Annotated in this window: 18 protein-coding genes and 1 tRNA gene; 7 read left to right on the forward strand and 12 right to left on the reverse strand. The window is 67.1% G+C overall.

From position 1 onward, the window contains the following. Positions 1–4: 4 nt before the first annotated feature. Complete coding sequence (gene secD / locus ACWPMX_RS08100) at positions 5–1,612, reverse strand: protein translocase subunit SecD (RefSeq protein ID WP_455699525.1); 1,608 nt, start codon at positions 1,610–1,612, stop codon at positions 5–7. A 32-nt stretch (positions 1,613–1,644) separates the two neighbouring features. Beyond that, the gene (gene yajC / locus ACWPMX_RS08105) at positions 1,645–1,968 is read right to left on the reverse strand and encodes a preprotein translocase subunit YajC (RefSeq protein ID WP_455699526.1); all 324 of its coding nucleotides are present in this window, start codon (positions 1,966–1,968) and stop codon (positions 1,645–1,647) included. Between the two features lie 195 nt (positions 1,969–2,163). Between yajC and ACWPMX_RS08110 the strand changes: the two genes are divergently transcribed. After that, positions 2,164–2,240: transfer RNA gene (locus tag ACWPMX_RS08110), tRNA-Pro, on the forward strand. Between the two features lie 220 nt (positions 2,241–2,460). Here the strand turns inward: ACWPMX_RS08110 and ACWPMX_RS08115 are convergent. Then, positions 2,461–2,703, reverse strand: a complete 243-nt coding sequence (locus ACWPMX_RS08115) for a DUF6356 family protein (RefSeq protein WP_455699527.1) — start codon at positions 2,701–2,703, stop codon at positions 2,461–2,463. 117 nt (positions 2,704–2,820) lie between these two features. Here ACWPMX_RS08115 and ACWPMX_RS08120 point away from each other — a divergent pair, with 117 nt between their 5' ends. Next, a complete protein-coding gene (locus ACWPMX_RS08120; RefSeq protein WP_455699528.1) occupies positions 2,821–3,285 on the forward strand; it encodes an Lrp/AsnC family transcriptional regulator in 465 nt (154 codons plus the stop codon). Here ACWPMX_RS08120 and ACWPMX_RS08125 read toward each other — a convergent pair. Together ACWPMX_RS08125 and ACWPMX_RS08130 are read right to left on the reverse strand one after the other, a co-directional pair. Then, on the reverse strand, positions 3,282–4,307 hold the full coding sequence (locus ACWPMX_RS08125) for a LacI family DNA-binding transcriptional regulator (protein ID WP_455699529.1): 1,026 nt from the start codon (positions 4,305–4,307) through the stop codon (positions 3,282–3,284). The two genes, ACWPMX_RS08120 and ACWPMX_RS08125, sit on opposite strands and share 4 nt — an antisense overlap. Before the next feature lie 21 nt (positions 4,308–4,328). Then, on the reverse strand, positions 4,329–6,083 hold the full coding sequence (locus tag ACWPMX_RS08130) for a DUF885 domain-containing protein (protein WP_455699530.1): 1,755 nt from the start codon (positions 6,081–6,083) through the stop codon (positions 4,329–4,331). A gap of 138 nt (positions 6,084–6,221) precedes the next feature. On the opposite strand from ACWPMX_RS08130, the gene ACWPMX_RS08135 reads away from it, so the two are divergent. After that, the gene (locus tag ACWPMX_RS08135; RefSeq protein ID WP_455699531.1) at positions 6,222–6,635 is read left to right on the forward strand and encodes a holin family protein; all 414 of its coding nucleotides are present in this window, start codon (positions 6,222–6,224) and stop codon (positions 6,633–6,635) included. Positions 6,636–6,641: 6 nt separating this feature from the next. On the opposite strand, the gene ACWPMX_RS08140 is transcribed toward ACWPMX_RS08135, so the two are convergent. Genes ACWPMX_RS08140 through ACWPMX_RS08150 form a run of 3 tightly spaced genes read right to left on the reverse strand, consistent with a single transcriptional unit; the run spans position 6,642 to position 11,327 of the window. Then, positions 6,642–8,534 carry an acetyl/propionyl/methylcrotonyl-CoA carboxylase subunit alpha gene (locus ACWPMX_RS08140; protein ID WP_455699532.1) on the reverse strand — a complete coding sequence of 631 codons (1,893 nt, stop codon included), beginning with the start codon at positions 8,532–8,534 and terminating at the stop codon, positions 6,642–6,644. A gap of 5 nt (positions 8,535–8,539) precedes the next feature. Further along, complete coding sequence (locus ACWPMX_RS08145; RefSeq protein WP_455699533.1) at positions 8,540–10,147, reverse strand: carboxyl transferase domain-containing protein; 1,608 nt, start codon at positions 10,145–10,147, stop codon at positions 8,540–8,542. 13 nt (positions 10,148–10,160) lie between these two features. Then, the gene (locus tag ACWPMX_RS08150; RefSeq protein ID WP_455699534.1) at positions 10,161–11,327 is read right to left on the reverse strand and encodes an isovaleryl-CoA dehydrogenase; all 1,167 of its coding nucleotides are present in this window, start codon (positions 11,325–11,327) and stop codon (positions 10,161–10,163) included. 91 nt (positions 11,328–11,418) lie between these two features. Here ACWPMX_RS08150 and ACWPMX_RS08155 point away from each other — a divergent pair, with 91 nt between their 5' ends. Next, entirely contained in the window at positions 11,419–12,273 is an 855-nt protein-coding gene (locus ACWPMX_RS08155) for a LysR family transcriptional regulator (RefSeq protein WP_455699535.1), read from the forward strand. Between the two features lie 9 nt (positions 12,274–12,282). Here ACWPMX_RS08155 and hutU read toward each other — a convergent pair whose 3' ends face one another. Genes hutU through hutI form a run of 4 tightly spaced genes read right to left on the reverse strand, consistent with a single transcriptional unit; the run spans position 12,283 to position 17,486 of the window. After that, positions 12,283–13,950: a urocanate hydratase gene (gene hutU, locus ACWPMX_RS08160; RefSeq protein WP_455699536.1), complete on the reverse strand. Its 1,668-nt coding sequence runs from the start codon at positions 13,948–13,950 to the stop codon at positions 12,283–12,285. Positions 13,951–13,954: 4 nt separating this feature from the next. Continuing rightward, positions 13,955–14,767, reverse strand: coding sequence for an N-formylglutamate deformylase (gene hutG, locus ACWPMX_RS08165; protein ID WP_455699537.1), 813 nt, complete (start codon positions 14,765–14,767; stop codon positions 13,955–13,957). Next, positions 14,764–16,293 carry a histidine ammonia-lyase gene (hutH, locus tag ACWPMX_RS08170; RefSeq protein WP_455699538.1) on the reverse strand — a complete coding sequence of 510 codons (1,530 nt, stop codon included), beginning with the start codon at positions 16,291–16,293 and terminating at the stop codon, positions 14,764–14,766. Before hutH ends, hutG begins: the two co-directional genes overlap by 4 nt. Next, positions 16,290–17,486 carry an imidazolonepropionase gene (gene hutI / locus ACWPMX_RS08175; RefSeq protein WP_455699539.1) on the reverse strand — a complete coding sequence of 399 codons (1,197 nt, stop codon included), beginning with the start codon at positions 17,484–17,486 and terminating at the stop codon, positions 16,290–16,292. The genes hutH and hutI overlap by 4 nt, the downstream gene beginning before the upstream one ends. Positions 17,487–17,554: 68 nt before the next feature. Between hutI and ACWPMX_RS08180 the strand changes: the two genes are divergently transcribed. The 3 genes from ACWPMX_RS08180 (at position 17,555) to adh (ending at position 21,210) form a co-directional block, all read left to right on the forward strand. After that, positions 17,555–18,916, forward strand: coding sequence for a formimidoylglutamate deiminase (locus tag ACWPMX_RS08180; RefSeq protein WP_455699540.1), 1,362 nt, complete (start codon positions 17,555–17,557; stop codon positions 18,914–18,916). Continuing rightward, positions 18,913–19,599 carry a UTRA domain-containing protein gene (locus ACWPMX_RS08185; RefSeq protein ID WP_455699541.1) on the forward strand — a complete coding sequence of 229 codons (687 nt, stop codon included), beginning with the start codon at positions 18,913–18,915 and terminating at the stop codon, positions 19,597–19,599. The genes ACWPMX_RS08180 and ACWPMX_RS08185 overlap by 4 nt, the downstream gene beginning before the upstream one ends. Positions 19,600–19,689: 90 nt before the next feature. Further along, positions 19,690–21,210 (forward strand): aldehyde dehydrogenase, encoded by a 1,521-nt coding sequence (gene adh / locus ACWPMX_RS08190; protein WP_455699542.1) that lies wholly within the window; start codon positions 19,690–19,692, stop codon positions 21,208–21,210. The last annotated feature ends 74 nt before the right edge of the window (positions 21,211–21,284 follow it).

A 21,284-nucleotide genomic window follows, 5' to 3' on the forward strand; every position in this document is an offset into this window, starting at 1 on the left:
CTCCTCAAAGCACGATGTCGGACGGACGGGCGCGCCGCAGCCAGCCGGCGACCCACATGCGGGTCAGCGTCACGGCGGTGAACACCGAGGTGATGATGCCGATGATAAGGACCACCGCGAAGCCGCGGACCGGGCCGCTGCCGAACAGGAACATGATCACCGCGGCGATCGTGTTGGTGATGTTGGCGTCGAAGATCGCGCGGCTTGCTTCCTTGTAGCCCATTTCCACCGCCTGCACGACCTTGCGGCCGCGCGCGCGTTCCTCGCGGATGCGTTCGTTGATCAGCACGTTCGCGTCGACCGCAGCGCCGACCGTCAGCACGAGCCCGGCGATACCCGGCAACGTCAATGCCGCCGCTCCGCCGAGCCAAGCCATCACGCCGAGGATCATCAGCACGTTGATGATCAGCGCGATGCAGGTGTAGATTCCGAACCGGCCGTAGGTCGCGATCATGAACAGCATCAGCAGGCCGAGGCCGACCGACAGTGCGATGCCGCCCTTCTTGATCGAGTCCGCACCGAGGTCGGGACCGACGGTCCGCTCCTCGATCACGGTCAGGTCGACCGGCAGCGCGCCCGAACGCAGCGCGATCGCGAGTTGGTTCGCCGTTTCGACCGAGAAACCGCCGGAAATCTGCGCTGTGCCGCCGCGGATCGGTTCATTGATGTTCGGCGCGGACAGCACCTTGTTGTCGAGGATGATCGCGAACGGCTTGCCGACGTTCTGCGTCGTCAGCTGGGCGAACTTCGACGCGCCCTGTTGGTCGAACTGGATCGTCACCACGGCTTCGTTGTTGTTCTGCGAATCGAACGACTGCTGCGCGTTGACGAGGCTGTCGCCGCGGATGCCGCCGAGGCGGCGCACGGCGAGCGCCTGGCCCGGCGTGTCGGAGCCTTCGGCGAACGGGAAGATCTCGCTGCCCGGCGGGGCGATGCCCTGCGCCACGTCGCTCGGCAGCGCGGTCTGGTCGACCAGCTTGAATTCGAGCTTGGCGGTCTGGCCGAGCAGGTCCTTGAGCGCCTGCGGGTCCTGCAGGCCGGGAACCTGCACCACGATGCGGGTGTCGCCCTGGCGGATGATCGTCGGCTCGCGCGTGCCGAGCGCGTCGATGCGCTTGCGGACGACTTCGGTCGCGCTCTGCATCGCGTTGTCGACCGCGACAGTGAGGCCCTGCGTCGTCGGGGTCAGCACGAAGCGCGTCCCGTCGACCACCTGCAGGTCCCACTCGCGCACGGTGCCCGTGCCGTTGATGTTGGGCAGCAGCAGTTCGCGCGCGCGGTCGACCTGGCTCATGTCCTCGACCATGAAGCTGAGGCGCCCGCCGGCAGAGGACACCTCGCCGATGCGGATCTGCGGCTCGGCCCGGCGCATCGTCGTGCGCACGGTCTCTTCCATGTTCTCGATCCGCTGCGCGCGGATCTGGCCGGGTTCGGCCTCGAGCAGGATGTGGCTACCGCCCGCGAGGTCGAGGCCGAGATTGACCAAGGGTTCCGGCAGGGCGGAAGGCCACGGCAGGTTCGCAAGCGCGAACAGCGACGGAATGGCGGCCAGCGCGCAAGCTGCGGTTAGCAGCCACAGCCACGCTTTTCTCCAGGTCGGAAAATCGAGCATCGGTCGGTCAGCGCCCTTGGAAAATCGTCAAGTCAGTCGTTCGCGGCCGCGGTGCCGCCCGGCGGGATGATGTCGCCGATGGTGCTCTTCACCGCCTTGACCTTCACGCCCTGGCCGAGTTCGAGATCGACGTAATGCTCATCGACCTTGAGTACCTTGCCCACGAGGCCGCCTGCGGTGACGACCTGGTCGCCCTTCTTGAGGCCGCCGATCTTCTCGCGGTGGGCCTTCTGCTGGCGCATCTGCGGGCGGATGAGGAGGAACCAGAAGATCGCGATCATGCCGACGATCGGCAGCCAGCTGATCCAAACCGGGGGTGCGGCCGCGGCGGGTGCGGCGGCAAGAATATCGAGCATCGTCAGTTCGGTCCGTTCGATCGAAGGGAAGGTAGCGGCCAGATGGGGTCAAGCCGTCCGGCGACAATGGGGGCGCGCCTAGCAGCATCGCCCGATGAGGGCAATTGCGGGTCGAGCGTGGCTTCGCCGCCACACCGGATCGACCCCGCTTGCCATGCTGCCGACCCGCTCCTATAGGCGCGCCTCCACTGGTCTCGGGACGTAGCGCAGCCTGGTAGCGCATCACACTGGGGGTGTGGGGGTCGGAGGTTCGAATCCTCTCGTCCCGACCAGTGGCCCCGGCGGCTGAAGCCGCCGATTCCCTCGCAAAGCACGTCGGCACAAGCCGCCATTCCCCTCTCAAATTGCCATTTGTGCCGGTCCATCGGCAAATCATCGGCGCGCCATCATGGCATGGCCGGGAATTTGCGGACAGGTTGGTCGGCGCGGGGAGGTCGTCCCATCTCAGCTTGCCTCCCCGCAACCTTTGCTCGTGGATGCGAGCGGGATCGCTCAGATTACGAAATCGAGGATACCCGGCAGCGGCTTGGTGCGATTGGTCACCATCCGGTCATGCAGCACCGTCACCTGTGCGCTACCCGTCTTCACGAACAGGAACGGGAAGATGCCGTGGAGAAGACAAGCAAACCCGCCGAGGATCATGCGGATTCCGAATCCGCCCGCGTGGGCGAAGTGCTGGCCATAGGTCTCGTTCACCGAGGCCGGGTGGTCATGGAACAGTCCGCGCAGGCTCATTTTGGGTCCCCCTTCGATCGACGCAGCGATGATACCAGCAATGCTCTAAAAAAGTGTCCCAAATTTTGCGGCATTTGTCGACTTCACGGTAATCTCATCCCATGATATGGCATCTTCATGGAACTCGATAACCTCGACTGGGCGATCCTCGGCGAACTGCAACGCGACGCATCGCTGCCGATCCAGTCCATCGGCGAGCGGGTCGGATTATCGACCAACCCCTGCTGGCGGCGCATCAAGCGGATGGAGGAAGCCGGGATCATCGCCCGGCGGGTCGCGATCCTCGATCCCGTAGCCGTCGGCCTGCCGACGACGGTGTTCGTGAGCATCCGGACCGCGCGCCACGATCCGGATTGGCTCAAAGCATTCGCGAGCGGAATCGCCGGAATCCCCGAGATCACCGAGTGCCACCGCATGGCGGGAGAAGTCGATTATCTGCTCAAGCTGAGCGTGCGCGATATCGCGCACTACGACCGCATCTACCAGCGCCTGATCGCCGAAGTGCCGGGCCTCAACGACGTGAGCTCGAGCTTTTCGATGGAAGCGCTCAAGATAACGACGGCGCTCCCACGCCCGCGCTAGTCGGGGCGGGCCGCGCGCACACTGCCGCGCTCGATGAGGTTGACCGAAACGCGCCGCAGCGGCTCTTCGTCGAGCGCGAAGATGCGTGCGACGAGCGCCCGACCCGCCTCGGCGAAATCGGGCTCGATCGTCGTGAGCGGCGGATGCGAATGGACCCCGGCGGCAAGGCCATCGAAACCGACCACGCCGAAATCCTCGGGCACGCGGATGCCCGCTGTACCCAGCCCCTCGAGCACGCCGAGCGCGATGGCATCGTTGGCGGCGAACACGGCATCGGGCCGCTCGCCGGCCTCCAGCAGGGATGCAAGTGCAGTCCGTCCCGCAGCGACGCGGTCGTCGCCGGGCACTTCGTGCGGACCGGTGACCGGCAGTCCGTGCCGCTCGAGCACTTCGCGATAGGCGGCATAGCGTTCAGCGAACTGGGGATGCTCGGGATCGACCGAGCCGAAGAAGGCGATGCGCTGGTGCCCCGCAGCAACCAGCCGCTCGACCGCGAGGACCGCGCCTTCGCGATTGCTCGCGCGCACCCAGCGATCGTCGTCGAACGGGGCGCCCCACACCGCCACCGGGCCTTCGGGCGCCGCCGCGAGCAGGTCGCCCCACGCCGCGCGGTTGACGCTGGTGCCCATCACGATGAGCCCGTCGGCCTGCCCTTGCGCGACGTAGTTCCACGAGAACTCTCCCGGTTCTGACTGGAACGAGACGAGCGACTGGTAGCCGCATTCCGCCACCGCCGCGCAGGTACTGCCGAGGAGCGCGTAGTGAAAGCCGCTGACCCGCGTGGGGTCGAACCCCGCGCGGCCCACGACCACGATCGCCAGGGTCCCCGTCCGGCCGCTGCGCAACCGGGCGGCGCGGGCATCGACGTGATAGCCGAGCGCTGCCGCGGCCGCCTCTACCCGGGCGCGGGTTTCGGTCGTGATCGCGGGCGAACCCGCGAGCGCGCGGCTGACGGTCGACTGGCTGACGCCCGCCGCTTCGGCCACATCGAACGATGTCACGCGGTTTCGCCGCACGGTCACGCCTGCCCCTCCCCTGCCATGTCAGTCGTAGGTTACACCGGGAAGCCCCTGCCCGCCATCCGCGATGAACGCTTCGATCCGCGATTCGAGCTCGGTCAACGGTATCGAGCCCAAGGCGAGCACGACGTCGTGAAACTTGCGGATGTCGAACGTGTCGCCGAGCGCCCCTTCCGCCTTGGTGCGCATCCGGCGGATGGTCATCTCGCCAAGCTTGTAGGCGAGTGCCTGCCCGGGCCACGAGATGTACCGGTCGACCTCGGTACCGACCTCGTGCCGCGACAGCGCAGTGCGGTTCGCGAGATAGGCAACCGCCTTGTCGCGGTCCCAGCCGTAGTGGTGGATGCCAGTGTCAATCACCAGCCGCGCCGCGCGCCACATCTCGTACGACAGGCGGCCGAACCGTTCCTCCGGCGTGCGATAGATGCCCATCTCCTCGCCCAGGAACTCGGTGTAGAGGCCCCACCCCTCGCCCATCCCGCTGAAGTAGATGTTGCGGCGGAACTTGGGCTGCTCACCCTGTTCGAGCTGGAATGCCATCTGGAAGCTGTGCCCCGGCGCGCATTCGTGCAGCGTCAGCGCGGGAATGTTGTAGAGCGGGCGGGAGGGCAGGTTGTGCGTGTTCATCTGGCACGCATCGAGCCCGCCGCGGCCCGCGGTGTAGAACGGCGCGATCGCATCGGCGACCGGGCGAATGGTGAACCGGCGACGGGGCAGGAAGCCGAAGTAGTCGGCGAGCTTTCCGTCGACCCGCTTCACCACGTAGGCCGACACGCCGAGCAGTTCGTCGGGCGTGCGCGCCACGTACTTGGGATCGGTGCGCAGCTTTTCGCTGAACTCGGCGATGGTGCCGGCGAAGCCGACCTCGGCCATGACCTTGCGCATCTCGCCCTCGATCCGGGCGACCTCATCGAGGCCGATCTTGTGGACCGCCTCGGGCGCGAGGTCGAGCGTAGTGTATTGGCGGATCTGCTGGCGGTAATAGGCCTTGCCATCGGGCATCGCCTCGGCCGCCAGCGTCGTGCGTGCCTGCGGGATGTACTCGTCGCGCAGAAAGGCGAGGAGCCCGGCGTATGCGGGGGTCACCGCGTCGGCGATTGCGGAGCGGCCTTCGGCGAGCAGTCGGGCCTTGTCGGCATCGGAAAAGCGCGCGGGCATATCCGCGAAAGCGCGCCAGAAGGGGCTCTTTTCGGGCGCATCGACGACATAGGCGGACAGGCTCGCCTCGCGGCCCGTGAGCGTGACGCGGGGGACGCTGAACCCGCGCTTCAGCCCGGCCCGGGCATTGGCCTGCTGTTCGGCAAAATAGCGCGGCAGGGCGCGCATCCGGGCGATGTATCGCTCGTACTCGGCGACCGTCTCGTACCGGCGCGGCGCTTCCCAGTACGACCAGAAGTTGGAATCGCTGTCGAAGGGCATTTCCCATTCGGAGAAGCGCGCGTCCTCGATCGTCTCGGTTAGTACCGCCTGGAGCACCGAGGCGTTGACCTTCTCGGCAGGCGACAGCGAAGCGCGGTCGATCGCGGCGAGCTGTGTGCGGAACTCCGCCGCCTTCGCCGCGCGGGCACGTTGGGCGGTGGGCGTAGCGGCGGGGATGATCGCGCCGGGATCGAGGTTGCCGTCGGCCCGCTCGATCGCGCCCTGCTCGGCGACCTGCCAGTCCCAGTAAGACTGATACAGCGCCTTCAGTGCACCGTCGGTATCGCCTTCGGCGCTCTGTGCCGCCGTGGCTGTCAGCGCCAACGCCAATCCCAGCGCCGCGCCCGAAATCTTCCGCATCCGCAATCCCTTTCACTGGGCCTTTTGCGAAGCTGCGCAGAGCAAGTCAAACGGCAAGCATCAGCGCGTAATCGGATAATCCATTTTCCTACACGTACCGTTTTGGTTAGTGGTTGGCCGAATCATCGGAGAAGCGGCATGGCAATCCTCGAAACGATCATCGGCCCCCTCGCCTCGATCATCGACAAGGTGATCCCGGACAAGGAGGCGCGTGCGCGGGCCAAGCTCGCGGTTCTCGAACTGGAGGGCACGCAGGAACTGAAGCAGATCGAGGCGCGCCTGTCGGCGATCGTGACCGAGGCGCAGTCGACCGATCCCTGGACCAGCCGCGCGCGGCCGAGCTTCCTCTACGTGATGTACGCGATGATCCTCGCCGCGCTGCCGATCGGCATCTTGTCGCTTATGCAGCCCGACGCTGCGACGCGCATCGCCGCGTCGATGACCGCCTACCTGCGCGGCCTGCCGGACGAACTCTACGCGCTCTTCGGCACCGGCTACCTCGGCTACACCGCCGCGCGCCAATGGGGGAAGATCAAGGGCGTCGAGCAGTAGGAGGCCTCAGCCCTCCACCGCCTCCACCCGCACCAGCAACGCCTCGACCTGCACCTGACTGCCTTCGCTGACCGAAAGCTCGGCCACGGTCCCGTCGAACGGCGCAGTGAGCGCGTGCTCCATCTTCATCGCCTCGAGCACCAGCAACCGCTGCCCGGCGGCGACGCTGTCACCTTCGGCTACGTCAACGGCGATCACCTTGCCCGGCATCGGAGCGAGGATATCGCCGTCGTGGGCGGAGTGGGGGCCGCCCGCAAAATTGGGAAAGGTGAAGAGGTACGGCTGGCCCTGCCGATAGGCGAGAACGCCGCCGTCGATCGCGGTGGCAAAGCCGGTCGCGTCGATGCTCTCCTCGAGCATGATCGTCCTACGCTCGCCGCCATGCTGGATCGTGATTCGCGGGTCGGCGTCGCGGTTGAGGCGAAAGCCCATGTTGGCCGTCCACGGCCCTGATCCCGGCGCATCGCCCGCCGCGAAATAGGGCGCGAACAGCGACAGGGCAGCGACCTGCCACTCGTTCTCGCCCGCAGGCTCGACATCGACCAGCGCATCGCCGCGATCGCCGATCAACCCGGTCGTCACGGTTCCGGCACGGAAATCGGGATCATTGAGGCAGGCCAAAAGAAACGCGGCATTGGTCTTAACCGGCCAAACGCGCAGGCCGTAGAGACCCGACGCCAGCTCGAGCATCGCCTCGTCGCGCGTGCCGCCATAAGCGATCAGCTTGGCGATCATCGGGTCGTAGTACGGAGAGACGGCGTCGCACTCCTCGACCCCGGTGTCGACACGGATGATGTCGTCGGGCAGGTCGAGCAGGTCGAGCGGCCCGATCGAGGGAAGGAACCCGCTCGGCGGATCTTCGGCATAAAGCCGCGCTTCCATCGCCCAGCCGTTGATGCTCAGCTCGTCCTGCTTCAGCGGGATCGGCTCGCCGCTCGCCACCCTTAGCTGCCATTCCACCAGGTCCACCCCGGTGATCTCCTCGGTCACCGGGTGTTCGACCTGGAGGCGGGTGTTCATTTCCATGAAGAAGATGCGGTCGGCGCGCAGGCCGTCGCTGGCGTCGGCGATGAATTCGATCGTCCCCGCGCCCTCGTAGTCGACCGCCTTGGCGGCGCGGACGGCGGCGGCGCAGATCGCTTCGCGGGTGGCCTCGTCCATGCCGGGGGCGGGGGCTTCCTCGATCACCTTCTGGTGGCGGCGCTGCAAGGAACAGTCGCGTTCGAACAGGTGGACGACATTGCCGTGGCTGTCGCCGAACACCTGCACCTCGATATGGCGGGGCGAGGTGATCCACTTTTCGAGCAGCACCTCGTCGTTGCCGAAGCTCGCGGCGGCCTCGCGCCGGCACGATTGCAGCGCGGCCTCGAAGTCTTCCGCCGCATCGACCTTGCGCATTCCCTTGCCGCCGCCGCCCGCGACCGCCTTGATCAGCACAGGATAGCCGATCGCATCGGCCTCGCGGCGCAGGCGCTCGGGTGACTGGTCCTCGCCTTCGTAGCCCGGCGTCACCGGAACCCCGGCGGCACGCATCAGCTTCTTGGCCGCGTCCTTGAGGCCCATCGCCTCGATGCTCTCGGGCTTCGGACCGACCCAGATCAGCCCTGCCGCGATCACGCTCCGCGCAAAGTCGGCGTTCTCGGACAGGAAGCCGTATCCCGGATGGATCGCGTCGGCCCCGGTGGCCTTGGCGGCGGCGATGATCTTCTCGCCGCGCAGGTAGCTTTCCGCGGCAGGAGACGGACCGATATGCACCGCCTCGTCCGCACTGCGCACGTGCAGCGCCTTCGCGTCGGCATCCGAATAGACTGCGACCGTCGCGATCCTCATTTCGCGCGCGGTGCGCATGATCCGGCAGGCGATCTCGCCGCGGTTGGCGATCAGGAGCTTCTTCATCATCGCGATTACATCCGGAACACGCCGAACGCCGGGCGGTCGGCGATCGGGGCCTCGAGGGCGGCGGCAAAGGCGAGGCCGAGCACGTCGCGGGTCTGCGCGGGGTCGATCACTCCGTCGTCCCACAGCCGCGCGGTGGCGTAGTATGGGTTGCCCTCGTCCTCGTACTTCTGGCGGATCGGCGCCTTGAAGGCCTCGGCCTGTTCGGGGGTCCAGTTGTCGGCGTCGCGGTGGACCGTCGCCAGCACGCTTGCCGCCTGCTCGCCGCCCATCACCGAGATGCGAGCATTGGGCCAAGTGAACAGGAAGCGCGGGGAATAGGCGCGGCCGCACATGCCGTAGTTGCCCGCGCCGAAGCTCCCGCCGATCACCACGGTGACCTTGGGCACGGTGGCGGTGGCGACCGCGGTGACGAGCTTCGCGCCGTGCTTGGCGATGCCCTCCGCCTCGTACTTCCCGCCGACCATGAAGCCCGAGATGTTCTGGAGGAACAGCAGCGGGATGCGGCGCTGGCAGGCAAGCTCGATGAAATGCGCGCCCTTCTGCGCGCTTTCTGAGAACAGCACGCCGTTGTTGGCGAGGATCGCGACCGGCATGCCCCAGATATGCGCGAAGACGCAGACCAGCGTGCTGCCGTAGAGCGCCTTGAACTCGTGGAACTCGCTGCCGTCGACGATGCGGGCGATGACCTCGTGCACGTCGTAGGGCGCGCGAACATCGTCGGGGATCACGGCGTAAAGATCCTCGGGATCGAACTTCGGCGGCCGCGGCTCTTTCAGTGCCACGTCCTTTGCCCCAGCATGGTTCGCGCCGAGATGGCTGACGATATCGCGCACGATGGTGAGCGCGTGCTCGTCGTTCTCGGCGAGGTGGTCGACCACGCCCGACTTCCTCGCATGAAGGTCACCGCCCCCGAGGTCTTCGGCGGTGATTTCCTCACCTGTCGCGGCCTTTACCAGCGGCGGACCGGCGAGGAAGATCGTGCCCTGCTCGCGCACGATCACCGTCTCGTCGGACATGGCAGGCACATAGGCCCCGCCCGCGGTGCAGCTCCCCATCACGCAGGCGATCTGCGGGATGCCCAGCGCGCTCATGTTCGCCTGGTTGAAGAAGATGCGTCCGAAGTGCTCGCGGTCGGGGAAGACCTCGGCCTGGTAGGGCAGGTTCGCGCCGCCACTATCGACGAGGTAGACACACGGCAGGCGGTTCTCCTGCGCGATCTCCTGTGCGCGGAGGTGCTTCTTGACCGTCATCGGGTAATAGCTGCCGCCCTTCACCGTCGGGTCGTTCGCGACGATCATCACCTGCCGCCCGGACACGCGCCCGATGCCGGCGATCACCGAGGCGCCGTTGACGTCGCCCTCGTACATCCCGTTCGCCGCGAGCTGCCCGATCTCGAGGAACGGCGAACCCGGATCGAGCAGGCGCTCCACCCGTTCGCGCGGCAACAGCTTGCCGCGCGCCACATGCCGCTCGCGATGCTTCTCCGGCCCACCCAGCGCCGCCTCGGCGACCTTGGCGCGCAGCGCGTCGGCGAGCCCCTTGCTATGCGCAAACCGCGCCTTAGCCTCGGCGCTCTCGCGGTCGAGCTTGGTGGTGAGAGTGGGCGCACTCACTGTTCTTGTCCGGTCATTGGGCCGCCCCAATCAGTTCGCGGCCGATCAGCATCCGCCTGATCTCGTTCGTTCCCGCCCCGATGTCGAGCAGCTTGGCGTCGCGCAGGTAGCGTTCGACCGGCCAGTCCTTGGTATAGCCCGCGCCGCCCAGCGCCTGCACCGCCTCGCCCGCCACGCGGAAGGCGTTTTCGCTCGCCAGCAGGATAGCGCCCGCGGCGTCGAAGCGGGTCGTCTGTACGCTGTCGCAGCTTTTCGCCACCGCATATGTGTATGCGCGCGCAGATTGCAGCGCGACGTACATGTCGGCGACCTTGGCCTGCATAAGCTGGAACGCCCCGATGGGCTTGCCGAACTGCTTGCGCTCGCGAAGGTAAGGGATGACGGTGTCGAGGCAGGCCTGCATGATGCCGAGTTGCAGGCCGGCGAGCACCACGCGCTCATAGTCCAGCCCGCTCATCAGCACGCCTACGCCGCCGTTCAGCGGGCCCATGATCCGATCTTCGGGGATGTGACAATCGTCGAACACAAGCTCGGCGGTCGGGCTGCCGCGCATGCCCATCTTGTCGATCTTCTGGCCGATCGAGAATCCCGCGTCGTCCTTCTCGATCAGGAATGCCGTGATCCCGCGCGAACCGGCGCTGCCGTCGGTCTTGGCATAGACCACCAGCGTATCGGCGTAGGTCGCGTTGGTGATCCAGAACTTGGTGCCGTTGAGGACGTAACCGCCCTGCACCGCGTCGGCTTTCAGCTTCATCGAGACGACGTCGGACCCGGCGCTCGCCTCGCTCATGGCAAGGCTGCCGACGTGTTCGCCGCTGACCAGCTTGGGGAGATATTTCGCCTTCTGCTCGTCGTTGCCCCAGCGGCGGATCTGGTTGACGCACAGGTTCGAATGCGCGCCATAGCTAAGGCCGACCGAGGCGCTGGCCCTGCTAATCTCTTCAACCGCGATAACGTGTTCGAGATAGCCCAGGCCAAGGCCGCCCCACTCTTCCTCGACCGTGATCCCGTGCAGGCCCAGCTCGCCCATCGCGGGCCAGAGTTCCTGCGGAAACCAGTCCTCGCGGTCGGTCTTCTCGGCCAGCGGCGCGACTTGCTCGTCGGCGAAGCGGGCAGTCGCCTCGCGGATCATCGTCGCGCTTTCGCCAAGCTGGAAATCGAAATCAGGGGTGGCGCGCATAACTCTCCCTCGCTTTGTCGGCGGTGCGGATACCACGGACGTCCAAGGAAAAGAAATTGAACGTAACCGCCCTTGATCATAGAAGTCGTCTATGATCGATCGCTACCTGCTGCGATATTTCCTTGCCGTGATCGACCGTGGGAATTTCACCCGCGCGGCCGAGGCGTGCAACGTGTCGCAGCCCACGCTGTCGGTCGGAATCGCCAAGCTTGAGGCGCTCGTCGGCACGCCGCTGTTCAACCGCACCAACCGCCGCGTCGATACCACGCCCGCAGGGGCGCGACTCGCCGTCCACGCGCGTCAGATCGAGGCGCAGTTCAACGCCGCCGAGCGGCTGGGCGAGGCGGACGTGCCCCGGCGGACCTATCGGCTGGGCGTGCTGGCTACCCTGCCGCTCGATTTCGTGCGGGCAGCGACTGCAGATCTTGCGAAGCTCGACACGGTGCGCCTCGAACTGGTCGAGGGCCGCGAGCGCGAACTGGCAGAGAGGCTGGCAGCGGGACGACTGGATGCCGCGATCACAATCGTTCCCCTTGATGACGCGCAGTGGCAGGCGGTGCCGCTGTGGACAGAGGGCTACTCGCTTGCGTTGCCCGAAAGCCATCCGCTCGCGCGCGAAGCGGAGATCGATGCGGCGGACCTCGCCGCCGAGACCATGATCGCCCGCCGCCACTGCGAACTGCTGAGCGAAACCAGCCGGCATTTTACCCAGCGCGGGGTGCGCCCGTTCTTTTCCGCAAAGACCACGCGCGACCAGCAGGCGCTCGCCTATGTCGCGGCGGGTCTCGGCGTAACGGTGATGCCCGACCGCTTCACCGCGCCCGGCGTCGTGCGCGTGCCGCTGGCCGACTTCGCCCACGCGCGAACGATCGGGCTGGTCTACCGCGCTGGCGAGAGCCCGGCGGAGGGTCTGGCCGCGGTGCTGCTGAGCGCTGCCACCGCTTGACGGGTCGGCTCAGTCGAGGATGCCGGGAAGGTCCAACCCCTTTTCGCGCGCGCAATCCAGGGCGATATCGTAGCCCGCGTCGGCATGGCGCATGACGCCGGTCGCCGGGTCGTTCCACAGAACACGCTCGAGCCGCGCCGCCGCTTCCGGTGTGCCGTCGGCGACGATCACCATACCCGAATGCTGCGAATAGCCCATTCCCACGCCGCCGCCGTGGTGGAGCGAGACCCAGGTCGCCCCGCTCGCCGTGTTGAGCAGCGCGTTGAGCAACGGCCAGTCGCTGACAGCATCGCTCCCGTCCTTCATCGCCTCGGTCTCACGGTTGGGCGAGGCGACCGAGCCGCTGTCGAGGTGGTCGCGGCCGATCACGACCGGTGCCTTCAGTTCGCCGCTTGCGACCATCTCGTTGAAGGCGAGGCCCAGCCGGTGCCGGTCGCCGAGGCCGACCCAGCAGATGCGCGCGGGCAGGCCCTGGAAGTGGATCCGCTCGCGCGCCATGTCGAGCCAGTTGTGGAGGTGCGCGTCGTCGGGCAGCAACTCCTTCACCTTGGCGTCGGTCTTGTAGATGTCGTCCGGATCGCCCGATAGGGCGGCCCAGCGGAACGGCCCCACGCCGCGGCAGAACAGCGGTCGAATGTAGGCGGGGACGAACCCGGGGAAGGCGAATGCGTCGGTCACGCCCTCGTCGAAGGCGACCTGGCGGATGTTGTTGCCGTAATCGGTGGTCGGCACTCCGGCGGCCTGGAACGCGAGCATTGCCCGGACATGCTCGGCCATCGATGCCTTGGCGGCCTTGGCGACGACGTCCGGCTCGCGCTCGCGCCGCTCGATCCATTCGGCTACGGTCCAGCCGATCGGCAGGTAGCCGTTGACCGGGTCGTGGGCGCTGGTCTGGTCGGTCAGCAGGTCGGGCCGGATGCCGCGCGCGAACATCTCGGGCAGCACTTCCGCGGCGTTACCGAGAAGGCCGACCGAGACCGGCTTGCCCTCGGTCTTCGCGGCCTCGATCATCGCCATCGCCTCGTCGATCGAGTTCGCGGCCTTGTCGAGGTAGCCGGTGCGCAGGCGCATCTCGATCCGGCTCGGCTGGCATTCGACCGCGAGGCACGATGCGCCCGCCATGACCGCTGCGAGCGGCTGCGCCCCGCCCATTCCGCCAAGCCCGCCGGTCAGCAGCCAGCGGCCCGACAGGTCGCCGCCGTAATGCTGGCGGCCCATCTCGACAAAGGTTTCATACGTGCCCTGCACGATCCCTTGCGTGCCGATGTAGATCCACGATCCGGCGGTCATCTGGCCGTACATCGCAAGGCCGCGCCGATCGAGCTCGTTGAAATGCTCCCAGTTCGCCCATTCGGGCACCAGGTTGCTGTTGGCGATCAGCACGCGCGGCGCATCTGCATGGGTGCGAAACACGCCCACCGGCTTGCCCGACTGGACAAGCAGGGTCTCGTCCGCCTCGAGGCGGCGCAGCGTCTCGACGATCGTGTCGTAGCTCTGCCAGTCGCGCGCGGCGCGGCCGATCCCGCCATAGACTACCAGCTCCTCGGGCCGCTCGGCGACGTCGGGGTGGAGGTTGTTCATCAGCATCCGCAGCGGTGCTTCGGTCAGCCAGCTCTTCGCGCTGAGCTCGGTGCCGGTCGCGGGTTTGATCACGCGGGTGTTGTCGATACGGGACATGGAATCAGGCTTTCTCTCGGGCAAAAGCGAGGCACGCGGCAAGGACATTGCGCAGCACCGCAAGGGTCGGCTGGGCGCGTGCGGGGTCGAGCGGAACGGGCCAGTTGGCCTCGGTGGGACTATCGGGCTCGGCAAGGTAGCCCCGCATGGCGAGTTCCATCTGCACGGCATGGACGCCGTGCTCGGGCCGACCATAGTGGCGGGTGGTCCAGCCGCCCCTGAAGCGTCCGTTGACGACGTATCTCTCGCCGCTCGCGGCGCAGATCTCCGCGATCGCAGTTTCAAGCGCCGCGTCGCAGGTCGTGCCGCCGTTGGTGCCGATGTTGAACAGCGGCAGCTCGCCGTCGAACAGGCGCGGAACCTGGCTACGGATCGAATGCGCGTCAAAGAGCACCACGCTGCCGTGCTGCGACCTCAGTCGCCCAATCTCGGCCTTCAGCGCGGCGTGGTACGGCGCGAACCACGTATCGCGGCGGCGGGCGATCTCGGCTTCGTCCGGACCATCGCCTTCGTAAAGCGGCTCGCCGTCGAACGTCGTCGTGGGGCACAGCTCGGTCGTCGCCTGCCCCGGATAGAGCGAGACGCCAGACGGATCGCGATTTACGTCAATCACGCTGCGGCTGATCGCGGTCCGCACCGTAGTCGCACCCAGATCGCGGGCGAAGGCATACAGTTCGTCCACCCACCAGTCGGCATCGCGCCGCGCCAGCCAGGGCGAGCGGAACTGCCCTTCCGTGTCGGCAAGGCCGGTACCGGTGTGGGGAAAGGCGACGACCAGCGGCGCTTCCCCGCGATGGATGGCGAGCCAGTCGCTCATGCGACGCCCGGCAGCGCCCGACCGACGCTGGCAAGGAGCTTGCCCGAACGGACCAGCGCGTTGGCGGCTTCCATGTCGGGGTGGAAGTGGCGGTCCTCGTCAAGCGATGGCACTTCGGCGCGGACCGTCGCGCGCGCGTTTTCCAGAGCCGTGCTGGAAGCCAGCGGCGCATGGAAATCGATCCCCTGCGCGGCCGCCAGCAGTTCGATCCCGATCACCGCGGTCGCGTTGTCGGCCATCTCGAGCAACCGCCGCGCGCCGTGCGCCGCCATCGAGACATGGTCTTCCTGGTTGGCCGACGTCGGTATAGAATCGACGCTCGCGGGGTATGCGCGCTGCTTGTTCTCGCTGACGAGCGCGGCCGCGGTCACCTGCGGGATCATGAAGCCCGAATTGAGGCCTGGTCGCGGGGTGAGGAAGGCCGGCAGTCCCGACAGCGCGGGGTCGACCAGCATCGCGATGCGCCGCTCGGCGATCGAGCCAATCTCGCAGATTGTGAGTGCGATCATATCGGCGGCGAAGGCAACGGGCTCGGCGTGGAAGTTGCCGCCCGATAGTGCCTCGCCGGTGTCGGTGAAGATCAGCGGGTTGTCGGTCACGCCGTTCGCTTCGGTTTCGAGCGTGGCGGCGGCCTGCCGCAACACGTCGAGCGCAGCGCCCATCACCTGCGGCTGGCACCGCAGGCAATACGGGTCCTGGACGCGGGCATCGTCCTCGAGATGGCTTGCACGGATGGCGCTGCCCGCCATCAGGTCGCGCAGCGCATCGGCGACCTCGATCTGGCCGCGATGGCGACGCAGCACGTGTATGCGGTGGTCGAACGGGGTGTCCGATCCTTTGGCCGCCTCGGTCGAGAGCGCTCCGGTGACGAGCGCCGACTGAAACAGGCGCTCCGCCTCGAACAGACCGGCGAGCGCGTTGGCAGTCGAAAATTGCGTGCCGTTGAGCAGCGCCAGCCCTTCCTTCGGACCGAGCTCGAGCGGCGCGAGCCCCGCCGCGCGCAAGCCCTGCGCCGCCGACTGGCGCACGCCGTCGAACGTCACCTCGCCCACGCCGATCATGGTTGCGGCCATGTGCGACAGCGGCGCAAGGTCTCCGCTCGCGCCGACCGAGCCCTGGCACGGGATGACCGGGATCACGCCCTTCACCAGCATCGCTTCGATCAGCGCGACCGTTTCCGGGCGGACACCCGAGGCACCCTGCGCGAGGCTGCCGAGCTTCAGCGCCATCATCAGCCGCACGACCGCGTCGGGCGAAGGCGCACCGGTGCCAGCTGCGTGGCTCAGGACGATGTTGCGTTGGAGCGTCGCGAGGTCGCCCGTCCCGATGCGCACGCTGGCGAGCTTCCCGAACCCGGTGTTGATGCCGTAGACCGGCTCGTCCTTTTCGAGGATGCGCGCGACGGTCGCGGCGCTTTTCGCCACCGCGTCGGCGCAACCCGGATCGAGCCGAATTGGCGCGCTGCGATAGATCGCCCGCCACTGCGCCAGCGAGACGGCGCCGGGGACCAGCGTTTCGGTGTTCATCGACCACTCCGGATGCGTGCATGGAGCGGGTTCGCGCCCATGCGATAGACGAGTTCGGCGGGACGCTCGATGTCCCAGATCGCGAGATCGGCGCGCAGGCCGGCTGCGAGCACGCCGCGATCGGCAAGTCCCAGCGCGCGCGCCGCGTTGCGGGTAACTCCGGCGAGGCATTCGGCGACCGTGAGACGGAACAGCGTCGCGCCCATGTTCATCGCCAGCAGCAGAGAGGTAAGCGGCGAGGTGCCAGGATTGCAGTCGGTCGCCAGCGCGATCGGCACGCCCGCTTGTCGCAGCAATTCGATGGGAGGCAGCTTGTGTTCGCGAGTGAAGTAGTACGCGCCCGGTAGCAGCGTCGCGACGGTGCCCGCCTTGGCCATCGCGGCCACGCCGGCCTCGTCGAGATGCTCGAGGTGATCGGCGGACAGCGCGCCATGCTGCGCCGCAAGCGCCGCCCCCGACAGGTTGCTGAGCTGCTCGGCGTGGAGCTTCACCGGAAGGCCGTAATGCGCCGCCGCTTCGAACACGCGCGCAGTCTGGGCCGGGGTGAAGCCGATACCTTCGCAGAAGGCGTCGACCGCATCGGCCAGCCCGCCCTCCGCGACCGCCGGCAGGATATCGCCGATCACGTGCGCGACGTAGCCGTCGGTATCGCCCGCGAATTCCGGCGGGACGGCGTGCGCGCCGAGGAACGTGGTGCAGACCGACACGTCGCGCTCGTGGCCTAGGCGACGGGCGGCGCGGAGCATCTTCAGTTCGCTGTCGCTGTCGAGCCCATAGCCCGACTTGATCTCGATCGTCGTCACGCCCTCGGCCAGCAACGCGTCGAGCCGCTGCAGCGCCGAGGCGACGAGTTCGTCCTCGCTCGCGGCGCGAGTCGCCTTCATGGTCGAGACGATGCCGCCACCGGCGCGCGCGATCTCCTCGTAGGTCGCGCCTTCCAGCCGCAACTCGAATTCGTGCGCGCGGTTGCCTGCGTGGACGAGGTGTGTGTGGCAGTCGATCAGGCCGGGGGTGATCCAGCGGCCTTCGCAGTCGGCAGTCTCGGACGACTCGAAGGCGGGCGCGTCAGAACTTGGGCCGGCGTAGGCGATCACGCCGTCCTTCGCGGCGATCACGCCGTCGTCGATCACGCCGAGGTCGGGCCCGGCCATCGTCACGAGCCGCGCGTTTCTCCAGACCCTGTCGACGTGCATCGGCGACTCTCTCCTCGTTGCCAGCGGCGTTATAAAAGTATAGACATTATCCGCGCAAGAGGAACCCGATGCAGCAAGCGATTCATTTTCGACAGGCGCTCCTCCCGTCCGGCTGGCGAAGCGACGTGCGGATCGAGGTCGATGCCGCGGGACTGGTGGCCGCGATAACCGAAAGCGCGCCGGCCGTTGCTGCCGACGAGCGCCACGCGATCGGGCTGCCCGGCATGGGCAATCTCCACAGCCACGCATTCCAGCGCGGAATGGCGGGACTCGCCGAAGTGCGCGGCAGCGGCGGCGACAGCTTCTGGTCGTGGCGCGAAGCGATGTACCGCTTCGTCGGGCGGCTCGATCCGCTGGCCCTCCATGCGATCGCCGCGATGGCCTATGTCGAAATGCTGGAGAGCGGGTTCACCCGCGTCGGCGAGTTCCATTACCTCCACCACGATCTGTCGGGGCAGCAGTTCGACGATCCGGCGGAAATGTCGCTCGCCTCGCTCGCGGCTAGCGCCGAAACCGGGATCGCGATCACGCACCTTCCGGTGTTCTACGCCCACGGCGGTTTCGGCGGACTGCCGACCAGCGAGGCGCAGCGGCGGTTCGTCAACGATCCCGACGGCTTTGCGCGCCTTCTCGACAGCGCCCGGTCGGCGGCGACCGACGTTCCCGATGCGCTGGTGGGGGTCGCGCCCCACAGTCTGCGCGCGGTCACCGAAGACGAACTGACAATGCTGGCTCAGCTCGCCGGGCCCACCCCCATGCATATCCACATCGCAGAGCAGGTCCGCGAGGTCGAGGACTGCATTGCCTGGAGCGGGCAACGCCCGGTCGAATGGTTGCTCGACCATGCCGACGTCGGCGCCGCATGGTGCCTCGTCCACGCGACTCACCTGGCCGAAAGTGAAATGCTGGCAATCGCCCGCAGCGGCGCGGTCGTCGGGCTGTGCCCGATCACCGAGGCGAACCTCGGCGACGGGCTGTTCCCGGCGGGCGAGTTCCAGGCCGCGGGCGGACGGTACGGCATTGGCAGCGATTCCAACGTCCTGATCGACATGACCGAGGAACTGCGGCTTCTCGAATACGGCCAGCGCCTCTCGCGCCGCGCGCGCAACGTGCTCGCGGCAGACGAGGTTCGCTCCACCGGACAGACGATCTACGAGGCAAGCCTCGCAGGCGGAGCGCAGGCTCTTGGCGCGATGCCGGGCATCGTCGTGGGCCAGCCCGCCGACATGATCTCGCTTGACGCCGATCACCCCTCGCTGGTCTCGCGCGATGGACAGGCAATCATCGATTCGTTTGTCTTCGCCGCAGGAAAAAGCGCGATCGACACTGTGTGGCGGCGCGGCAAGCCCGTGATCCAGGGCGGCCGCCATGTCGCCCGCGAAGCCGTCGCCCGCCGCTACCGCGAAACGCTCGCTGCGATTCTCGCATGAGCGGTCCGCTTCACGAGCGCATCCGCGGCGATATCGAGCGCGCGATCCTGGCGGGCGAGCTCTTGCCGGGTGCACGGCTACCGACCGAACGCGAACTGATGGAGCAGTACGGCTGCGCGCGGATGACCGTGAACAAGGCGCTGTCGGCACTCAGCAGCGCCGGTCTCGTCAGCCGTCGCAAGCGTGCCGGTTCGTTCGTCGCCCAACCGCGGGTGCATTCGATGGTGCTCGACATTCCCGATCTCGAGCAGGAGGTCGTCGGGCGCGGGCAAGCCTACCGGTTCGAGCTAGTGCGCCGTGCACAGGTGAACGGCGATCCGGTGCTTGCGGGCGAACTTCTCGAGCTCGAGGGCGTGCACTATGCCGACGAGACTCCCCTTGCCCACGAACTGCGGCATGTCAGCCTCGCCGCGGTGCCCGCGATCGCAGACGAGACTTTCGCCAAAGCCTCTCCCGGCGCCTGGCTCCTGAGCCACGTGCCCTGGACCGAAGCCGAAACGCGGATCGCGGCGGTCGCCGCCGATCGCCGCACCGCCCAAGCACTCGACATTGCCGATGGCGCGCCGTGCCTGTTCGTCGAGCGGCGCACCTGGCGCGGCGACGTGGGCGTGACGCACGTCCGCCAGCACTTCGTCGGCTCCGCCTACGACCTCGTCGCCCGCTTCGGTCCTGCGCGAGGTTGAGGGCCGACCTTCTCCGACGAAGGTATAATTGGCGCACCCTGCCGAGAGGCCCAAGCTGGCCCCATAACGTCTATCGTATGGGAGTCGGAAATGCTGGAACAGGCGATGAGCAAGTTCAGCGGTCAGTCGCTGATCAAGGACAAGTTCGATAACTTCATCGGCGGCAGGTGGGTCGCCCCGGTCAAGGGCCAGTACTTCGACAATATATCGCCGGTCACCGGCAGGTCGGTATGCCAGGTCGCCCGCGGTACCGCCGAGGACATCGAGCTGGCGCTCGACGCCGCACACGCCGCGAAGGAAGCCTGGGGCCGCACCTCGCCCGCCGAACGCGCCAATGTCCTCAACCGCATGGCGCAGCGGATGGAGGACAACCTGGATATGCTGGCGATGGTCGAGACCATCGACAACGGCAAGCCGATCCGCGAAACGACCGCGGCGGACCTGCCGCTCGCGATCGACCACTTCCGCTATTTCGCCGGCTGCGTTCGCGCGCAAGAAGGCTCGATCGCCGAGATCGACCACGACACCGTCGCCTATCACTTCCACGAACCGCTGGGCGTGGTCGGGCAGATCATCCCGTGGAACTTCCCGCTGCTGATGGCGGTGTGGAAGCTCGCCCCTGCGCTCGCCGCCGGCAACTGCGTGGTGCTCAAGCCCGCCGAGCAGACGCCGATGTCGATCATGGTCCTGATGGAGCTCATCGGCGACCTGCTGCCCGCCGGGGTGCTCAACGTGGTCAACGGCTTCGGCCTGGAGGCCGGTAAGCCTCTGGCTTCGAACCCGCGCATCGCCAAGATCGCCTTTACAGGCGAGACGACGACCGGCCGCCTGATCATGCAGTACGCGAGCGAGAACCTCATCCCCTGCACGCTCGAATTGGGCGGCAAGAGCCCGAACATCTTCTTCGCCGACGTGATGGATCACGACGACGACTATCTCGACAAGGCGCTCGAGGGCTTCGCGATGTTTGCCCTCAACCAGGGCGAGGTCTGCACGTGCCCGAGCCGCGCATTGGTCCATGAATCGATCTACGACCGGTTCATGGAAAAGGCGGTTGCGCGGGTCGAGGCGATCAAGCTCGGCAGCCCGCTCGACCCGTCGACCATGATCGGCGCCCAGGCATCGAACGACCAGCTCGAAAAGATTCTCAGCTACATCGACATCGGCAAGAACGAGGGCGCGCAGGTCCTCACCGGAGGCGAGCGTCATCGGCACGAAGGCGAACTGGGCGACGGTTACTACGTGAAGCCGACGATCCTCGCCGGGCATAACAAGATGCGCGTGTTCCAGGAGGAGATTTTCGGCCCCGTCGTGTCGGTCGCCAAGTTCTCGTCGGACGAGGAAGCGCTCTCGATCGCCAACGACACGCTGTATGGCCTCGGCGCAGGCGTGTGGAGCCGCAACGCGAACACCTGCTACCGCTTCGGAAGGGCGATCCAGGCGGGCCGCGTGTGGACCAACTGCTATCACGCCTACCCGGCCCACGCAGCGTTCGGCGGATACAAGCAGTCGGGCATCGGGCGCGAAACGCACAAGATGATGCTCGACCACTACCAGCAGACCAAGAACATGCTGGTCAGCTATTCGACCAAGGCGCTCGGCTTCTTCTGATGGAAGCCGGCGGAGCGCCGCATATCCCTGTCCGGTTCTACACGTCCCGACCTCTCCCAGGGCGAACCGGACAG

Source organism: Tsuneonella sp. HG094, assembly GCF_053819285.1.